The following is a 14,262-nucleotide window of genomic DNA, read 5'->3' as shown; positions in this document are numbered from 1 at the left end:
AAGGGACTTCCCGTATTATGGAAACCGCCGAGCTGCTGCCCTCAAGACGCCTGGCCCGCTGGCATCTGGCCCTGCCCCTGCTGGCGGTGCTCGTGCTGCTGCTCAGCACCTCCGTCACCCAACGGCTTGATTTCTGGCTGCACGACACCTTGATCCGTCTGATGCCGGTCACGCCCCCTGATGAACTGGCGATCATCGCCATAGACGAGAAAAGTCTGGAAGCCCTGGGCCGCTGGCCATGGGCACGCCACCGCCACGCGAGCCTGATCAAACGGCTGGACGACGCGGGCGCCAGGGCCATTGCGCTGGACATTCTGTTCACCGAGCCATCGGATAACGGCCATGACGACCGTCGTCTCGCCGAAGCCATGAATCGCCATGGCGATGTGGTCCTACCTCTCCACATCTTCCCTGGAAACAGCGACATGCCTCTGCAGGAATTCCTCCCGACCGCCCGGCTGACCCGGGCTGCCGCGGCACTCGGTCATGTGCATGCGGCGTTGGATGATGATGGCATAGCGCGCACCCTGTTCCGACGCCAGGGCATGGGAGAAGCCACCTGGCCCAGCCTCGCGGATGCCCTGGCGCTGCAGACCGGAATTCAGCGTACCGCACCAGAGGCCATGGCGCAGGCAGCGCCCTATGTGAACGTGCGCAGTAACCGTGTCCACATACCCTTCACTCAACCGGGCGCGATTCCACGCTTTTCCTACATTGATGTGCTCGAAGGCCGCGTCCCCGATTCCCAACTCGCAGGCCGCGCTCTCTTTGTTGGTCACACCGCCGCCGGTTTCGGCGACGTACTGCCCACGCCTGTCTCCGGCAGCGGCACGCCCCTCACTGGTGTGGCGTTCCACGCCAACGCCTATGCCGCGATTGCCCAGGACCGGCTCATCCATCCGGGCTCGCTCTGGCCCGTAGCCGGCACCGGAATCGGGATTATTCTGCTGATCACGCTGGCTTTCCCACGCATGCGGCCGGCACGCACGCTCATGTTGAGCGCTACCCTGACCGCCCTGCCCCTGCTGCTCAGCGCTCTGGCCATGCGCTGGATCCAGATCTGGATGCCTCCCTCAGCCCCGGCGCTGGTGGCCGTACTGGCGTTCCCGATCTGGACGACAGAACGCTTGGCGTTGATGACCCACTTTCTCAACCGCCAACTGGACGCCCTGGGCCATGATCGCAACGTACCCACCCGCGAACTGGCGGATACGGCGCCAGCTCGCTTGCTGGAGCACCTGCAGGAACTGCTCGGTGCCCGTAACGGCTGGCTGGTCACTCAGGGCCAGCCCATACGCGGCCAGCCCCCGGCTACCACCAGCCACCTTCAGCAACCCGGCAAGTGGCAACACGAGGCCACCACCAGCCGTATCCGCTTTTATCGCAATGACGTCTGGCATGAACTGGGACTGGTCTGGCCAGGAAGTGGCGCAGACGAGCAACGGCGCTCGTATCTCGACCGACTGCCCCTGCATACCGGTGCCGCGGAACCCCCTATAGAAACCAGCCGAGAGCGACTGTCACGCCGAATCGAGCAAGTGCATTCAGCAGCTCTCAATCTGGCCGGCATGCGCCGCTTCATCGGCACGGGCTTTGAGCGCATGCCCGATGGCGTGATCGTGACAGACGCGGTTGGTGTGATCGAATTCGTTAACGCCCGCATCGCTGGATGGTTCAATACCCCCCGCGAAAGCTTGGCTGGCATGCCACTGGCGCGGCTGCTTGCCGGTGCAGCACTCGAAACAGATCCGCGCGCAGGAAAGAGCGACTGGCGCAGCCGGATTCTGTCAGTGCTGACTGAAGGCAAGCCGCTCACCGCGGAAATCCCACTCGGGCACCGCACCCTGCTGTTCCATCTAACGCCTTTCCGCCAGAATCGCTGGCGCCAGCCAGGCCTGATCGCGAACTTTTCAGACATCACGGACCTGCGCGAACGCCAGCGCCAGTACCGTGAGGCCATTGATTTCATTTCCCATGACATGCGTTCGCCGCTTGTATCGCAACTCGCCCTGCTCGACCAGCTGCAGCGTGAGAAACGCGATGCCGATCCGGAAACTCTGCAACAGATCGCCCGCCTGGCTCGCCGGAGCTACGAGCTGGCAGAGGAATTCGTGCAGCTTGCCCGCGCTGAGGACCTGACGGAAAAGCGCTTCTACGAATGCGAACTGCTCACAATTGCCGAGAACGCTGTGGATGCAGTGCAACAGCAGGCCGGCAGCCAGGGCATCCGCATCCAGCTGGACGGCGTGGAGGACCTGTGGCTCATGGGCAATGCCGAACTGCTGGAGCGGGCCGTGATCAACCTTCTGACCAACGCTCTGCAGTACAGCCCGGAGTCCACAGATGTGGCAGTAACAGTCGAAAAGGCGGGCGGTTATGGCGTGATGGCGGTAGCGGACCAGGGGCCGGGTATTGCTCCGGAGAATCAGCCCCTGGTATTCCAGCGCTTCCGCCGGCAGCAGGACCAGGAGATTGCCGGTACCCATGGCGCGGGCCTGGGCCTGGCCTTTGTGCAGACGGTGGCCGAGCGCCACAGTGGCACTGTGGACCTGGTCAGCACCATTGGGCGTGGCGCTACGTTCCGGCTTTATCTGCCCCTGCAGCCCTGACGCGGATCAGATCTGTTTGCTGGCCAGATCCGCTTTGCCGCTAAGATTGCCTTGTGTATCCCGGGTCTGGACCGTGAAGTGCCAGGTTCCTTCCGGTAAATCCTCAATCAGATACTCCATATCCACGCAGGTTTCACAGCCCACTTCCCGCGTATTACTCAGGTTCTCGGGATCCTGCCCCCAGGAGACCACGTAATGATCGATGCTGCCCACTTTGAGCGTTTCACCGTTTTCCCGCTGACTCGGCGCGTCCCAGCTCAACAGCGCACTGTCCGGCGCGAGCGAGGCTGCCTCCTGGCTGTTATCGGAACCGCCACCTCCCTGGCAGCCGACCAATACCAGACCAAGACTCAGGATGGCCGCATGGGTGAACGATTTTCTGGCGGTATATGACATCTTTTTACACCGGTTTTTTGACGATTCACCAATAATCGTACCGGCTAACTTTGTAAAAGTGTGTTTAATACAGCAGCCTTTTGATACGTTGAATGACGGGAGTCTGAGACCATGCACTCGGATGGTATCCATTATCAGCATCTGCTGCCACATGATGACAGCGCTCCGTTACTGAGCCTTTACCGACGCAGCATCGCAGCTGTGGATAATGGTCTCTATTCCGCCACACAACGCCATGCCTGGACCCAATGGGCCGCAGATGCCGCCAGCGCCGACGCCCAGCTGCGCCAGGGAGTAACAGTAGTGGCGTTTGCGGATGGCAGCGCCATCGGTTTTGCTCAGCTTTGCCCGCTTACCCTGATCAACATGCTTTATGTGGATGACGGCTGGCAGCGACACGGAGTCGGGAAAAGTCTCGTTATTCAGCTGGAAACAGTTGCCCGGGAGAACCGGGTCGCCACCCTGGTGACTCGGGCCAGCGACGCATCCCTGCCGTTATTCCTGCGTCTTGGCTTCCAGACGGTCAGGCGTGAGCAGGTGGTCGCAGGCAACGGCGTCAGCCTTATGCGCACCGTCATGCACAAGTCACTGATGCCGGAAACAACCACTTCTGAACCTTGATTCAGCGCACAATGCGTTGCATCGATCCTGTGCTTCCCCTCACACGACTGCCAAAAATGAACTAGTGTTTGTAAATAGACGTTACAGGGCGTATTGGACACTCAGCGGCAAAGGCATAATGCTGGTTGATCTTTACTGGATGGGCCGGCAAGCATCGGGAGGCAATACAGCGTGCTGCTCAAATCTCTCTGGCAATGGGGCAGACCGCAATCCGGGAAACAGCGGTTCCGGTTGCGGGACCATCTGACCTACACCGGCGACTATCACCTGGAGCGCCTCAGCAAACTGCTTGAGCTGCGTTATCGACGCCAATTCCCCTGGGACAGCGACGACACCATACGCGACATGATCCATTTCGCCTCCCGGGTTCAGGATCAGGACATACAGAGGGAATTGCTGCTGTTCTATCTCAACTGCTCACCGGAGGTGCAGGAATACCTCAAGACCGGAGGCATTGTTGACGCCTCTCATTACATCCACAATTGCCATCCCAACGGGGATGGTTCCAACTGACCCCGACCGTCACTCTTCCAACAGGAGGCATCCCATGGAATACCTTCACACCATGGTCCGCGTCAGTGACCTCGATGAGTCCCTGCACTTCTATTGCGAGCTTCTGGGCATGGAGGAGGTCAGCCGCCGTGACAGCGAGAAGGGCCGCTTCACCCTGGTTTTCCTGTGCGCCCCGGGTGATCGTGAATCCGCACATGCCAATAAATCCCCCATGCTGGAGCTGACCTGGAACTGGGATCCAGAGGAATACACCGGCGGGCGCAACTTCGGTCACCTTGCCTATCGGGTGGAGGACATCTACGGGCTGTGCCACCACCTGCAGGATAACGGGGTAACCATCAACCGCCCGCCCCGCGATGGCCATATGGCTTTCGTGCGCTCGCCCGACGGCATTTCCATTGAGCTGCTACAGAAAGGCGATGCACTGGAACCGATGGAACCCTGGGCCTCCATGGAGAACATCGGTAGCTGGTGATCACTCCAGAGATCTGAGTGTTTCCGCTGCAAGCTTTTCGAGCCCGGGCCAGTCCCGGGCCGCAATCCGATCTTCCGGCACCAGCCAGGTGCCGCCTATCGCCGCCACGTTCGGCTCCTTCAACCAGACAGCCGCGTCTTCGCCTTTAATGCCTCCGGTAGGTACCAGCCAGGCCTCGGCAAAGGGGCCGAGTAGCGAGCGCGCCATGGCAAGGCCACCACTGGCAACGGCAGGGAAAAACTTGAACCCGCGGTAGCCCAGGTCAAACCCGTTCAGCAGCTCTGTAGGTGTGGCGATGCCCGGAAGCAGCGGGATGCTGGCCGTAACGCCGTACTGCAGCAGGGAAGGGGAGGATCCCGGGGAAACGGCAAAGTCTGCACCCGCATCAATGGCGCCATGGTAATCCTCAATGGAACGCACCGTGCCTGCAGCCAGAACCAGTTCCGGGAACCGGCGGCGCAGACGCCGAAGGGCCGCCAGCCCCGAAGTAGTCCGCAGCGTTACCTCAAGACACCGTACGCCACCGCTGACCAGGGCATCAGCCACTGGCTCGGCGTCCGTCTCTTCATCCAGAGTTAGGATCGGCACCACTCTGGCTCGGCGCAGCCAGTGCTCCAGATCGCGCTGATGGTGATTGCCGCAGTCGCTGTGCATAGTCAGGGGCTCCAGAACACAGTAAGAGGGGCTGAAAACAGGCGGGCCACGGGGTATTGATGCCAATCCGCGCCGTCCGCCTCAGTCCGTTCCAGTAACGTACGCTTGGCATCACCCGTGATCAGCAGCGCCCGCTGCCCGGCTTCAGCCACCGCTGCCCAGTTCAGGGTCAGGCGCTCCACCGGTCCGGAACTGGCATGCGTAGCCACAACGGCCGGAGCAGCATCGTCCTGCAGTGCCAACATCGAGGCAGGGTCGCCGGGGAACCATGAGGCAGCATGTCCGTCCTCCCCCATCCCCAATACCGCTAGCGTGGGTGGCCAGGAGACGCGTGCTTTCAGGGCCGGCGCATCAAGGGGGCGATCCAATGGTACGAGCTGAGAGCAGCAGGCATGATCTGTCAGCAGATGATGGCGGATCAGCCATTCATTCCGGGAGTCCGGTTGCACCGCGCTGGCTCTTTCGTCCACGGGCATGATCCATACCCGCTCCCAGTCCAGGTCAAAACGGGCCAGGCGCTCAAAGAATCGGGCCGGCGATCGGCCACCGGAGACCAGCAGAGTGGCTGATGCCTTCTGCGCCAAATCGCGCTGCAGAGCACTGGCTACATGCGCCGCAAGCACCTGCGCCTGGGCATTACGGTCGTTGAACAGGTGCCATTGGGGTATGTTGGGGGTGGCGGCCATTGTTTTGCGCCCCGCTGTCATTCCAGCCAAACTGTAAGCCTTACCGTCTCACAGAACAGGCCCGGAGACCATGGAAAACAAGCCCGAAATACTGGACACCCAGCTGGTGGCGCGCAGCCGTCTGTTCGGCATCGAGGAAGTCCATCTGCGTTTTACCAACGGCACCGAGTGCCAGTTTGAGCGCCTGCGCACGCCGCCGATCGCGGGTATCATGTGCGTGCCGCTGCTGGATGATGACACCGTGGTGCTGATTATTGAGTACGGCGCAGGCACTGAGGAATACCACATCACTCTGCCCAAGGGTGGCTGTGAACACCGCGAGGATTGGCGTGAGACCGCCAACCGGGAACTGCAGGAGGAAGCTGGGTACCGGGCTGACGAGCTTGCCTGGCTCAAGGATATGACCCTGTCGCCGGGTTACATGGGCCACCACATCCGGGTGATCCTCGCCGAGGGGCTGACCGAGTCACACCTTCCTGGTGATGAACCCGAGCCACTGGAGGTTTTCACCTGGAAGCTCTCCCGGCTGGATGAGCTGGTAGCGCGAGGGGACATGAACGAGGCCCGGGTGATTGCCGCCCTGTACATGGCCAGAGACCTGAAACAGGGCGGGCAGCCGGTTCACGAGGCGTAGGCATACTCGCCACCGACGTCCAGAGCCCGACGATAGGCCGGCCGCTGCTGGTAGTGCTGCACATAGCGGGCGATGTTGGGATAACGGGGGCTGGCCAGCCCGGCTGCAACCACCGCCTCCAGCGGAAAGCTCATCTGGATGTCCGCTGCTGTGAGGCGCTCGCTCACCAACCAGTCATGGCGTGCCAGATGATCCTCCACAAAATCCAGATGCGAGGTGATCAGCGGGCCCAGAAACATTTTGTGCGTCTTGTCGACAATGCCTTTGGCCACAGGGCGCGCGAAGAAGGGCATGGGTCCTGTGCGAACCTTCTCAAACACCAACCGCATGACCAGCGGCGGCATAAGGGAGCCTTCTGAGTAGTGCATCCAGAAGGTCCAGTCCAGAAAGCCTTCGTCGCCCTCCTCGATCAGCAACCGCCGCTCCGGATCCTTACGCGCCAGGTAATCCACAATGGCCCCGGATTCGGCAACCACCAGCCCCTCATCTTCGATGACAGGCGATTTACCCAGGGAGTGAACCTGCTTGAGGCTTTCCGGCGCCAGGCTGGTTTTCGGATCCCGTTGGTGATGCTGGATACGGTATTCCATACCCAGCTCCTCCAACATCCAGAGAATGCGCTGGGACCTCGAATTATTGAGGTGATGCAGTGTGATCATGGATTGTTCCTGCTTGAATACGGCTGTGTGGGATGATTACGTCGAGTAGCAAACTACAGATCAACTGCGTTCGACCAACGTCTAATTGCGGCGCTTCCCTACGCCACGCACGCTCACCTGTAACGGAAGGCAGTAGTCGTTCCGGAACGAGCCTTGCTCAAGCTGTGCATAGAGGAGAAATGACAATGAACAAAAAACTCTCAGTGACTGCCCTCGCGATCGCCATCGGCGCCGCCAGCAGCGGCGTTCAGGCCCAGAGCCTGGAGGAGCGGATTTCAGCGCTGGAAAACTCGCCGTTGGCGGATACCAATCTTGATGTGGGCGGTTTCATCAAGCTGGACTCGCATTTCACACGGATGACAGACGGGGACTCTTCTGCTTCCCAAGAGTTCCTGGTTCCATTTGCAATCCGGGAAGGTGGCGATAACAGCAACATAAACTACAACACAAACGCTAAGCAGAGCCGGATCTTCTTCAAGACGACCACAGATACGGACATCGGAGAAGTCGGCACTTACATCGAAATGGATTTCCGAGGACAAGGCGGCAATGAAAACGTCGCAAACAGTTATGATCCTCGCCTTCGTCACGCCTTCATGACGTTCCAGAACTTCACTATTGGTCAGACCTGGTCCACCTTCCATGATGTGAGTGTACTGCCAGAGAACCTCGACTTTGTTGGCCCGGTTGGCACCATCTTTAACCGTCAGGCTCAGATCCGTTACAGCCCTGGTAACTGGGATTTCGCAATCGAGAATCCGCAGTCAAACCTGCAGGATGACCTGTATACAGGCAATGCGACGAACTTCGACAACGGCAGTATGCCGGATCTCGTTGCTCGTTATAACGTGCCCATGGACTCCGGTCACGCGAGTGTCGCGGTGCTGGGACGCGAAGTGTCCTACGAGGGTGATTTCGACTCAAACCAAGATTCCCGCGAAAAAGCCTACGGGTACGGCGTGTCACTTTCCGCCAAAATGCCGGTCGGGGACGAAGGCAGCGATATCAGGGCTCAGCTGAACGGCGGCAACCTGGGCCGTTACATCGCGCTTAGCGCTTTTGATCCGGGTTATATCGATAGTAACGGTGACGTAGAGCTCATTAACCAAATGGGTGGTTACGTATCATATCGCCAAGTATGGACATCTCAATGGCGCTCCAATTTCACCGTATCCCATGTTTCCTCGGATAACGATGATGAAATGGGCAATGTAATGAAGAGTGCGAGCAGCGCCCATGCCAACCTCATCTATTCGCCGATCTCCAATCTGGATCTCGGTGGCGAGGTCATCTGGGGTGATAAAGAAATGGAAAACGGCAGCAGCGGCGAACTGCACCGGCTGCAGTTCACCGCTACTCTCGGGTTCTGAGCGAAGAGCCCAAACGCTTCATCCGCGCTCCGTTTGGCCGCCACGTCCCGTGGCGGTCTTTTTGATGGTATCCAATGGCGTCAGAGTTCTGCGGATCATGACCCGCTGCGTGCCGTTGAGTTCCTCCAGCCGTTGCGCCAGATCATCCCGCACTTCAAAGCCCAGTGCTTCCAGCGCCCAGCATCCCAGGCGGGTGTATTCACCACGGAGGCTGTAGTACCAGTCCAGAAACTCGGGAACCCGGTCCTCAACGGGGCTGAAAAGGCTGGTCGACAACACACGCGCCTGTAGCATGAAGAGCCATAATGCACCAACACAGCCCAGCAATAACGCGGCATGAGCGGGCGCGTGATACTGCTCGGGCAGTGGTTTCAGCGGGGAATGACGCGCTTTCATGAACCTATTCTGACACAACCCTCATCGGGCATGGCAGACTAGTTCACGAGTGGATGGATGGGCTCCGGGACGGTGGGAGTGGCCTCCCAGACCCTGCCCCGGCTCAGCCGCGATTACTCTGCGGCTCGCTGTACGGCGATGTAATGGGTTACCTCGGTGCCGTCCAGCACAGGCGTCACTTTCCACTCGATGGTGAACGGCGAGCCATCTTTACGGTAATTGATAGTACTGCCGTGGAAGGTGCGGTGGTTGGTCAGGTCATCAGCCAATCGGTCCGTCACGGCTTTGTCGGTTTCCGGCCCCTGCAAAAGCCCCGGGGTCTTGCCCAGAACATCATCAGCCGAATAGCCGGTCAGTTCCGTGAACGCCTGGTTAACGTACACAACCACGGAATCCTTGGGGTCACTTGAGGCCTCTGTCACCATCACAGAATCAAAGGTGACGTTGGCAAGAGCCCTGAAAAGCGGCGATTGCAGCACTTCGTTTGAATCACTCATACAGTTCCTTTTGGCTTTCTGAGCCAATTTTGGTTTATGTAACGTGATATACGAACTCAGACCCGCCCTGTATCACCAACCTCCGCGCTCACTCAATCACCCATGCGACCCGCGCCCTGCAAGCCCATTCTTCCACCTGTTTCATTCATCCGACCACTGAGGCGTGCGCTTGTCGAGAAAAGCGTTGATGCCTTCTTCAGCGTCAGGCTTGAGAAGATTGTCGACCATAACGCTGGAGGCGTATTCATACGCCTCAGCAAGCGGCATTTCACGCTGCTTGTAAAACGCTTCCTTACCCGTTCTCAGGGTCATGCTGGATTTAGCGGCAATCGTCTGTGCAATCCCGTGGGTATAGTCACTGAGTTGTTCTTCCGGCACCGCTCGATTAAGCAGGCCAATTTCTGCAGCTCGCTCGGCACCCATCATCTCCCCCGTAAGGAGCATTTCCATGGCCGCCTTGCTTCCAACGTTCCGGGAAAGGGCCACCATCGGCGTCGAACAGAATAGGCCGATGGTGACACCGGGTGTTGCAAAACGGGCGCCAGGGGAGGCATAGGCCAGGTCACAGCTGGCAACCAACTGACAGCCCGCAGCGGTGGCAACGCCACCAACCTCCGCGATCACTGGTTTGGGGTTGTTGACGATTGCCTGCATAACACCACAGCAAGCGCTCATCGTTTCCTTGAAAAAGGCTCGGCCGCCATCCGGTGCCTGCCGCGCCCGGGTCATCTCCCTGAGGTCGTGACCGGCACTGAATGCTCGTCCATTAGCAGCCAGAATAATGACCCGCACCGAAGCATCTTCTGCAGCCTCATCCAGAGCCGTCCGCAGCAGGCTCAGCATGTTCATGGAAAGGGCATTGCGCCGCTCGGTATCATTCAGGGTCAGGCGCAGAATGCCCTCACTGTTTGTTTCACGTAAAAGGATGGGCTCAGCCAGTTCAATCTTGGGACACCGGTCCATCACCACTTTCATACCAGCCTGTTCAGCAATGCGCTCGGCTTCCTCATCATGGATTTCAAGCTGCGCCCAGAGCACTTTCGCTCCGATTTCCTGTGCTTCATGGGCAATACCTACCAGCTCACCGGATGGCCGGAACACCTCCACCATATCCACGGTCTGTTCGATGGATTTCAGGGAAGGATGAACCCTGAGCCCACAGATTTCAGTTACATCCGGGCGCGGGTTAACCGGTATCACATCGTATCCGGCAGCGAGCAGAAACTGCATGACCTGATTGCTTTCTTTGCTCGGTTCAGCGCTGGCTCCCACGATCGCAATGCTCTTGACTGCCCCCAGGATCTGCTGAACATAGCCATCAGAGTACTTGGCACCGTAACGGGCATTCGTCATCTGTCCCCCTCTGAAAGTAATTTATTCTGCTGATCCAGTCCTATTTGCTGGCTGCCAGAGGGTAGCCGGCTTCAGTCAGGCGCTCCGCCACAGCCTGAATATGAGCCGGGCCTACTTCGCAGCAGCCGCCGATGATGGTCGCGCCCTTGGCAACCCACTGAAGCACGTGGTCGGCGTAAGCTGCGGGGTTCAGATCTTTGCGGGCTTCCAGCACATCAACAGTGCCACCCGGCTCCAAAGCAGCCACAGAGGTGAAGGCGTTGGCGTAACCGCCAAAAGGCACGCCCAGTTCAGCAAGCACGTCCATTGCAGTGGTCAGCGCTTCCGGCACGGCGCAGTTAACCAGCACTGCATCAGCGCCGGCTACCACCACCCCCTGGGCCGCCTCCGCCAATGACTCACCGGAGCGCAGTCGTTCACCATCGCCGTCATCCACGGTGAACGCCGTCCACACCGGCAAACCGCTTTCCACCGCCGCACTTGTGGCCGCGCGCGCCTCGTGAGCAATGGACATGGTCTCGCAGAGAAAAAGATCCACACCACCCGCTTTCTGTTCCGCCACCATCTGGCGATACTCACGGAGACAGGCAGCCTCATTGTGGGCAACCTCAGGGCGATAACTCGCCACCAACGGCGGCAGGCAGCCAGCAATCCGCACAGACTGACCGCTTTCGTCGCACGCTTTACGTGCTGCCTTGAAAGCGGCGCTGTGCAGCGGCTCGAACAGACCTGGCTCGCCATCGCGAGCCAAACGGGTTGGCGTTGCGCTGTAGGTGTTGAGCGTGATGACGCGGGCACCGGCATCAATGAAGTCGCGATGGGCGTCCACTACCAGATTCGGTTCATCAAGCATGACCTGAGCCGACCACAGGGGCGAAGCGGGCTGGCTGCTACGCCGCCGAAGCTCCTGGCCCATGCCGCCGTCGAGCAGGACTACTGGCGCTTTTCCTGAGGTCATCACACGGTATCCTTTTGTTGGCATGGGATAGATAACTGATGCTCTGACCTTAGCCCCTTCTGAATAGCAGCTCAAGGCGAAACGCGCTGACCTCTGTAAATGCGAACGCTTTTGAAGCGGTGTGCCTTCTCGCCCTCGTATTCGCGATCATCAGCCGCCGGTGCCGTTTCTGCAACAACCCGACCGCGATAGATCTTATGCGGTGTTTCTTGCGCCGGCTCGGGTTCAGGTGGCTGTATCATCGTCTCAAGCTGCTCAAGCAGGCTCTTCAATTGCTGGCTTCGGGAGGCATCGGCGTAACCTTTGAGCTGAACAAACAGCTGATCGTTGGTTAACGATACCGATTCACCGAACTCCGAACGGATATGCCCCCGCATTGCCTTAATGATCGAGACCACTTTGCGATCAATGAGCCAGCTTTTATCCATGGTACTGCTCCGGTGATGATTTCACAGAGCAATGCAATCATCGTTCCGCCCCCGGGAGCCCCACAACGGGTTTAACAAAGGGTAAGCCCCCTGCTGGAACCGCAATGCTGCACCACCATAGGGAGCTCGTGCACCCGATTGGTTGACCCCTAGCCTCGCACGAGTGTGTTCTGAGACGCTCAAGCTTCTGACTCCTCAGCGACTTTTTGTGTTTGGTGATGGCGCTGATACTCTAGCAATAGGCCGTAAAGGGGAAGAGATGACGATGCAGGTGGAACAAGCGATCGATACACATGGCGCTGAAACCGTTTATCAAGCTGCCGCACAATACCTGGAAGGCGACACGACGGCCCTAGCGGCCGTGGGCCTGGAAGTCGAGAGTCTTGGGGAAGCGTGGCGTATTCAATCAATAGCCTGGCAATCAATGCCGCTGGAGGACCAGGCGGCGGAGTACCTGGAAAGCTACAGGGCTCTGGCTGGCTGCTAATGACTTAGGGCAACGACCTACCACATCAGGTCATCGGGGATCTCGAACCCCGCATACGGATCTTCCTCGTCATCGTCCTCTTTAGCTTTAGAACGCTCATGGAGAACAACGACCACTGACTCGTCACGCTCCTGGATCTTGCGGGCGATGCCTTCCGGGACCACCTCGTAGGCGCTTTCAAGACAGACGACCGCTAACTGCCCCCGAGCCAGGGCATCCACGGTCTGTTCGTCCACATACAGCTTCTTGACCTTGCTGTTATGCACGAACTGGTAAGGGGTTTCACCTTCTTTGCGGCTCAAACAGTTGGATTCCACCAGCTCGCGGATCTGCGCCTGAACCGCCCGTCGATGCGCTTCCTCCTCGCGCTGGCGGTTCAGTTCCCGATCCCTGGCAGCCTGCTTTTCCCGTGCCTGCCGGGCCCGCTCACGGGTTTCGTTGACCGATTGCGTTCCCTTGGGCTGCTGCTTGCGCTGCTTCTGCTGCTGTTTCTTTTCGTTTTTAACAGCCTTGGCCTGTTTCTCATCGGCCAGTCCCTGTTTCAGCAATTGGTCCTGGAGTGACGGCATTCCTGACGATCTCCCTGTTGAGTGAACGGATTTTTACTGCTGCATCGAGACGTGCACTTGAAATTACACATAGGAACGGTTTGGAGCAAGCCGAAACAGACCAATCAATGAACTGAATTATCACGGCTTGAGCTGCCAGGGAGGGGCGTGCAGCTCTCACCTGTCAGGAATACCGGAGACTTGCCACTAATCGTTCTGAGGCGCTCAAGCTTCTGCCCCACCACCTATCGGCTCGATGATGGATAAATCATTATAATCCGGCCTGTTCATCCTCGCGGTGACCGGCCAGCTTGCGAGTCGATCTGGGTCAAGGCGTCGCGTCACCCGCTTGATCTCCGCCCGTTCCACAAGCTCAGGATTCATCCAGTCGTATCGGGATTCCGGATCCAGAACCACGGGCTGGCGGTCATGGATAGGGCGCAGTTTCGGCGCAGCTGGCTCGGTCAGAATCGCCACCGAAAACCCTACTTCAAACTTCCTTAGTATATCCCGGCAAAGAATAGAACCTCGCTGGCGCCAAGTGAGGAGTCAGTGATGTAGTACGGTTGCTTACCGCTTTCGATGGCCAGCCACTCGAACCAGCCATCAGCGGGGATGAGGCAGCGTTTGTGCTGGAAGGCGTGGCTAAAAAAACGGCTCGTGGCCACTTTTTCCGCCCGAGCGTTGATGGGCCTCGGAGCGTCCTCACCGGCCCAGCTCGGCCGAAAGCCCCATTTCATCAAAGCGAATTCTGTTTGCTCTTCCCCCTGCCGAACCGTGCTGATCAGGGTTCCCGGAGCGATATTGTACCGCCCTGCTACCAGCTCCAGCGGGCGGCCACCGCCAAAATAGGCCTCAGCGACCCAGGGCATTGGTGTGTGGAGATCAAAACGGCCGCACATGACAGCTCGCCCAACCGGTCATACCGGAATCATACACTGCGCATTAGCTCCGCTGCCGTAAGCGACTGCCAGAGCT

19 protein-coding genes are annotated in these 14,262 nt (G+C 58.9%); 7 read left to right on the top strand and 12 right to left on the bottom strand.

The window, feature by feature from the left end; genetic code table 11:
* Window positions 1–17: 17 nt before the first annotated feature.
* Complete coding sequence (locus tag AAF659_RS09420; RefSeq protein WP_349751490.1) at window positions 18–2,609, top strand: CHASE2 domain-containing protein; 2,592 nt, start codon at window positions 18–20, stop codon at window positions 2,607–2,609.
* A gap of 6 nt (window positions 2,610–2,615) precedes the next feature.
* Here the strand turns inward: AAF659_RS09420 and AAF659_RS09415 are convergent, their stop codons facing one another.
* Window positions 2,616–3,005: a fibronectin type III domain-containing protein gene (locus AAF659_RS09415; RefSeq protein ID WP_349751489.1), complete on the bottom strand. Its 390-nt coding sequence runs from the start codon at window positions 3,003–3,005 to the stop codon at window positions 2,616–2,618.
* Between the two features lie 111 nt (window positions 3,006–3,116).
* Here AAF659_RS09415 and AAF659_RS09410 point away from each other — a divergent pair, with 111 nt between their 5' ends.
* The 3 genes from AAF659_RS09410 (at window position 3,117) to AAF659_RS09400 (ending at window position 4,614) form a co-directional block, all read left to right on the top strand.
* The gene (locus AAF659_RS09410; RefSeq protein ID WP_349751488.1) at window positions 3,117–3,626 is read left to right on the top strand and encodes a GNAT family N-acetyltransferase; all 510 of its coding nucleotides are present in this window, start codon (window positions 3,117–3,119) and stop codon (window positions 3,624–3,626) included.
* Between the two features lie 171 nt (window positions 3,627–3,797).
* Window positions 3,798–4,139: a hypothetical protein gene (locus tag AAF659_RS09405; RefSeq protein WP_349751487.1), complete on the top strand. Its 342-nt coding sequence runs from the start codon at window positions 3,798–3,800 to the stop codon at window positions 4,137–4,139.
* Between the two features lie 34 nt (window positions 4,140–4,173).
* Entirely contained in the window at window positions 4,174–4,614 is a 441-nt protein-coding gene (locus tag AAF659_RS09400) for a VOC family protein (RefSeq protein WP_349751486.1), read from the top strand.
* Here AAF659_RS09400 and eda read toward each other — a convergent pair whose 3' ends face one another.
* Together eda and AAF659_RS09390 are read right to left on the bottom strand one after the other, a co-directional pair.
* Complete coding sequence (gene eda / locus AAF659_RS09395) at window positions 4,615–5,268, bottom strand: bifunctional 4-hydroxy-2-oxoglutarate aldolase/2-dehydro-3-deoxy-phosphogluconate aldolase (protein ID WP_349751485.1); 654 nt, start codon at window positions 5,266–5,268, stop codon at window positions 4,615–4,617.
* Window positions 5,269–5,270: 2 nt separating this feature from the next.
* The gene (locus AAF659_RS09390) at window positions 5,271–5,954 is read right to left on the bottom strand and encodes a 6-phosphogluconolactonase (protein ID WP_349751484.1); all 684 of its coding nucleotides are present in this window, start codon (window positions 5,952–5,954) and stop codon (window positions 5,271–5,273) included.
* Window positions 5,955–6,024: 70 nt separating this feature from the next.
* On the opposite strand from AAF659_RS09390, the gene nudE reads away from it, so the two are divergent.
* Entirely contained in the window at window positions 6,025–6,588 is a 564-nt protein-coding gene (gene nudE / locus AAF659_RS09385) for an ADP compounds hydrolase NudE (protein ID WP_349751483.1), read from the top strand.
* Here the strand turns inward: nudE and AAF659_RS09380 are convergent.
* Entirely contained in the window at window positions 6,576–7,247 is a 672-nt protein-coding gene (locus AAF659_RS09380; protein WP_349751482.1) for a glutathione S-transferase, read from the bottom strand. The genes nudE and AAF659_RS09380 overlap by 13 nt on opposite strands.
* Window positions 7,248–7,432: 185 nt before the next feature.
* On the opposite strand from AAF659_RS09380, the gene AAF659_RS09375 reads away from it, so the two are divergent.
* On the top strand, window positions 7,433–8,617 hold the full coding sequence (locus AAF659_RS09375) for a DcaP family trimeric outer membrane transporter (RefSeq protein ID WP_349751481.1): 1,185 nt from the start codon (window positions 7,433–7,435) through the stop codon (window positions 8,615–8,617).
* A gap of 18 nt (window positions 8,618–8,635) precedes the next feature.
* On the opposite strand, the gene AAF659_RS09370 is transcribed toward AAF659_RS09375, so the two are convergent.
* From AAF659_RS09370 to AAF659_RS09350, 5 genes are all read right to left on the bottom strand, one after another.
* Window positions 8,636–9,013, bottom strand: coding sequence for a hypothetical protein (locus tag AAF659_RS09370; RefSeq protein ID WP_349751480.1), 378 nt, complete (start codon window positions 9,011–9,013; stop codon window positions 8,636–8,638).
* A 113-nt stretch (window positions 9,014–9,126) separates the two neighbouring features.
* On the bottom strand, window positions 9,127–9,510 hold the full coding sequence (locus AAF659_RS09365) for a PAS domain-containing protein (protein WP_349751479.1): 384 nt from the start codon (window positions 9,508–9,510) through the stop codon (window positions 9,127–9,129).
* A gap of 141 nt (window positions 9,511–9,651) precedes the next feature.
* On the bottom strand, window positions 9,652–10,863 hold the full coding sequence (locus AAF659_RS09360; RefSeq protein WP_349751478.1) for an enoyl-CoA hydratase: 1,212 nt from the start codon (window positions 10,861–10,863) through the stop codon (window positions 9,652–9,654).
* Window positions 10,864–10,903: 40 nt separating this feature from the next.
* Window positions 10,904–11,821, bottom strand: coding sequence for a homocysteine S-methyltransferase family protein (locus AAF659_RS09355; RefSeq protein WP_349751477.1), 918 nt, complete (start codon window positions 11,819–11,821; stop codon window positions 10,904–10,906).
* 71 nt (window positions 11,822–11,892) lie between these two features.
* The gene (locus AAF659_RS09350; protein ID WP_349751476.1) at window positions 11,893–12,249 is read right to left on the bottom strand and encodes a hypothetical protein; all 357 of its coding nucleotides are present in this window, start codon (window positions 12,247–12,249) and stop codon (window positions 11,893–11,895) included.
* 265 nt (window positions 12,250–12,514) lie between these two features.
* Here AAF659_RS09350 and AAF659_RS09345 point away from each other — a divergent pair, with 265 nt between their 5' ends.
* Window positions 12,515–12,736, top strand: a complete 222-nt coding sequence (locus AAF659_RS09345) for a hypothetical protein (RefSeq protein ID WP_349751475.1) — start codon at window positions 12,515–12,517, stop codon at window positions 12,734–12,736.
* 17 nt (window positions 12,737–12,753) lie between these two features.
* Here the strand turns inward: AAF659_RS09345 and AAF659_RS09340 are convergent, their stop codons facing one another.
* The 3 genes from AAF659_RS09340 to AAF659_RS09330 all read right to left on the bottom strand — a co-directional run bounded on the left by AAF659_RS09340 (window position 12,754) and on the right by AAF659_RS09330 (window position 14,186).
* On the bottom strand, window positions 12,754–13,305 hold the full coding sequence (locus AAF659_RS09340; protein WP_349751474.1) for a DUF2058 domain-containing protein: 552 nt from the start codon (window positions 13,303–13,305) through the stop codon (window positions 12,754–12,756).
* 204 nt (window positions 13,306–13,509) lie between these two features.
* Complete coding sequence (locus AAF659_RS09335) at window positions 13,510–13,761, bottom strand: SOS response-associated peptidase family protein (RefSeq protein WP_349751473.1); 252 nt, start codon at window positions 13,759–13,761, stop codon at window positions 13,510–13,512.
* A gap of 23 nt (window positions 13,762–13,784) precedes the next feature.
* Entirely contained in the window at window positions 13,785–14,186 is a 402-nt protein-coding gene (locus tag AAF659_RS09330; protein WP_349751472.1) for an SOS response-associated peptidase, read from the bottom strand.
* Between the last annotated feature and the right edge of the window lie 76 nt (window positions 14,187–14,262).

This window comes from Salicola sp. Rm-C-2C1-2, from assembly GCF_040196175.1.
Taxonomy (GTDB): Bacteria; Pseudomonadota; Gammaproteobacteria; order Pseudomonadales; family Oleiphilaceae; genus Halospina.
The sequence above is the reverse complement of the archived record's forward strand: the minus strand, read 5'-3'. Positions and strand labels throughout refer to the sequence as shown.

Coding starts and splice junctions, on each gene's coding strand:
- AAF659_RS09340 (WP_349751474.1), bottom strand. CDS start 13,305: ATGCCGTCACTCCAGGACCAATTGCTGAAACAGGGACTGGCCGATGAG.
- AAF659_RS09355 (WP_349751477.1), bottom strand. CDS start 11,821: ATGACCTCAGGAAAAGCGCCAGTAGTCCTGCTCGACGGCGGCATGGGC.
- AAF659_RS09375 (WP_349751481.1), top strand. CDS start 7,433: ATGAACAAAAAACTCTCAGTGACTGCCCTCGCGATCGCCATCGGCGCC.
- AAF659_RS09350 (WP_349751476.1), bottom strand. CDS start 12,249: ATGGATAAAAGCTGGCTCATTGATCGCAAAGTGGTCTCGATCATTAAG.
- AAF659_RS09345 (WP_349751475.1), top strand. CDS start 12,515: ATGCAGGTGGAACAAGCGATCGATACACATGGCGCTGAAACCGTTTAT.
- AAF659_RS09420 (WP_349751490.1), top strand. CDS start 18: ATGGAAACCGCCGAGCTGCTGCCCTCAAGACGCCTGGCCCGCTGGCAT.
- AAF659_RS09330 (WP_349751472.1), bottom strand. CDS start 14,186: ATGTGCGGCCGTTTTGATCTCCACACACCAATGCCCTGGGTCGCTGAG.
- AAF659_RS09380 (WP_349751482.1), bottom strand. CDS start 7,247: ATGATCACACTGCATCACCTCAATAATTCGAGGTCCCAGCGCATTCTC.
- AAF659_RS09400 (WP_349751486.1), top strand. CDS start 4,174: ATGGAATACCTTCACACCATGGTCCGCGTCAGTGACCTCGATGAGTCC.
- nudE (WP_349751483.1), top strand. CDS start 6,025: ATGGAAAACAAGCCCGAAATACTGGACACCCAGCTGGTGGCGCGCAGC.
- AAF659_RS09410 (WP_349751488.1), top strand. CDS start 3,117: ATGCACTCGGATGGTATCCATTATCAGCATCTGCTGCCACATGATGAC.
- AAF659_RS09370 (WP_349751480.1), bottom strand. CDS start 9,013: ATGAAAGCGCGTCATTCCCCGCTGAAACCACTGCCCGAGCAGTATCAC.
- eda (WP_349751485.1), bottom strand. CDS start 5,268: ATGCACAGCGACTGCGGCAATCACCATCAGCGCGATCTGGAGCACTGG.
- AAF659_RS09365 (WP_349751479.1), bottom strand. CDS start 9,510: ATGAGTGATTCAAACGAAGTGCTGCAATCGCCGCTTTTCAGGGCTCTT.
- AAF659_RS09415 (WP_349751489.1), bottom strand. CDS start 3,005: ATGTCATATACCGCCAGAAAATCGTTCACCCATGCGGCCATCCTGAGT.
- AAF659_RS09360 (WP_349751478.1), bottom strand. CDS start 10,863: ATGACGAATGCCCGTTACGGTGCCAAGTACTCTGATGGCTATGTTCAG.
- AAF659_RS09390 (WP_349751484.1), bottom strand. CDS start 5,954: ATGGCCGCCACCCCCAACATACCCCAATGGCACCTGTTCAACGACCGT.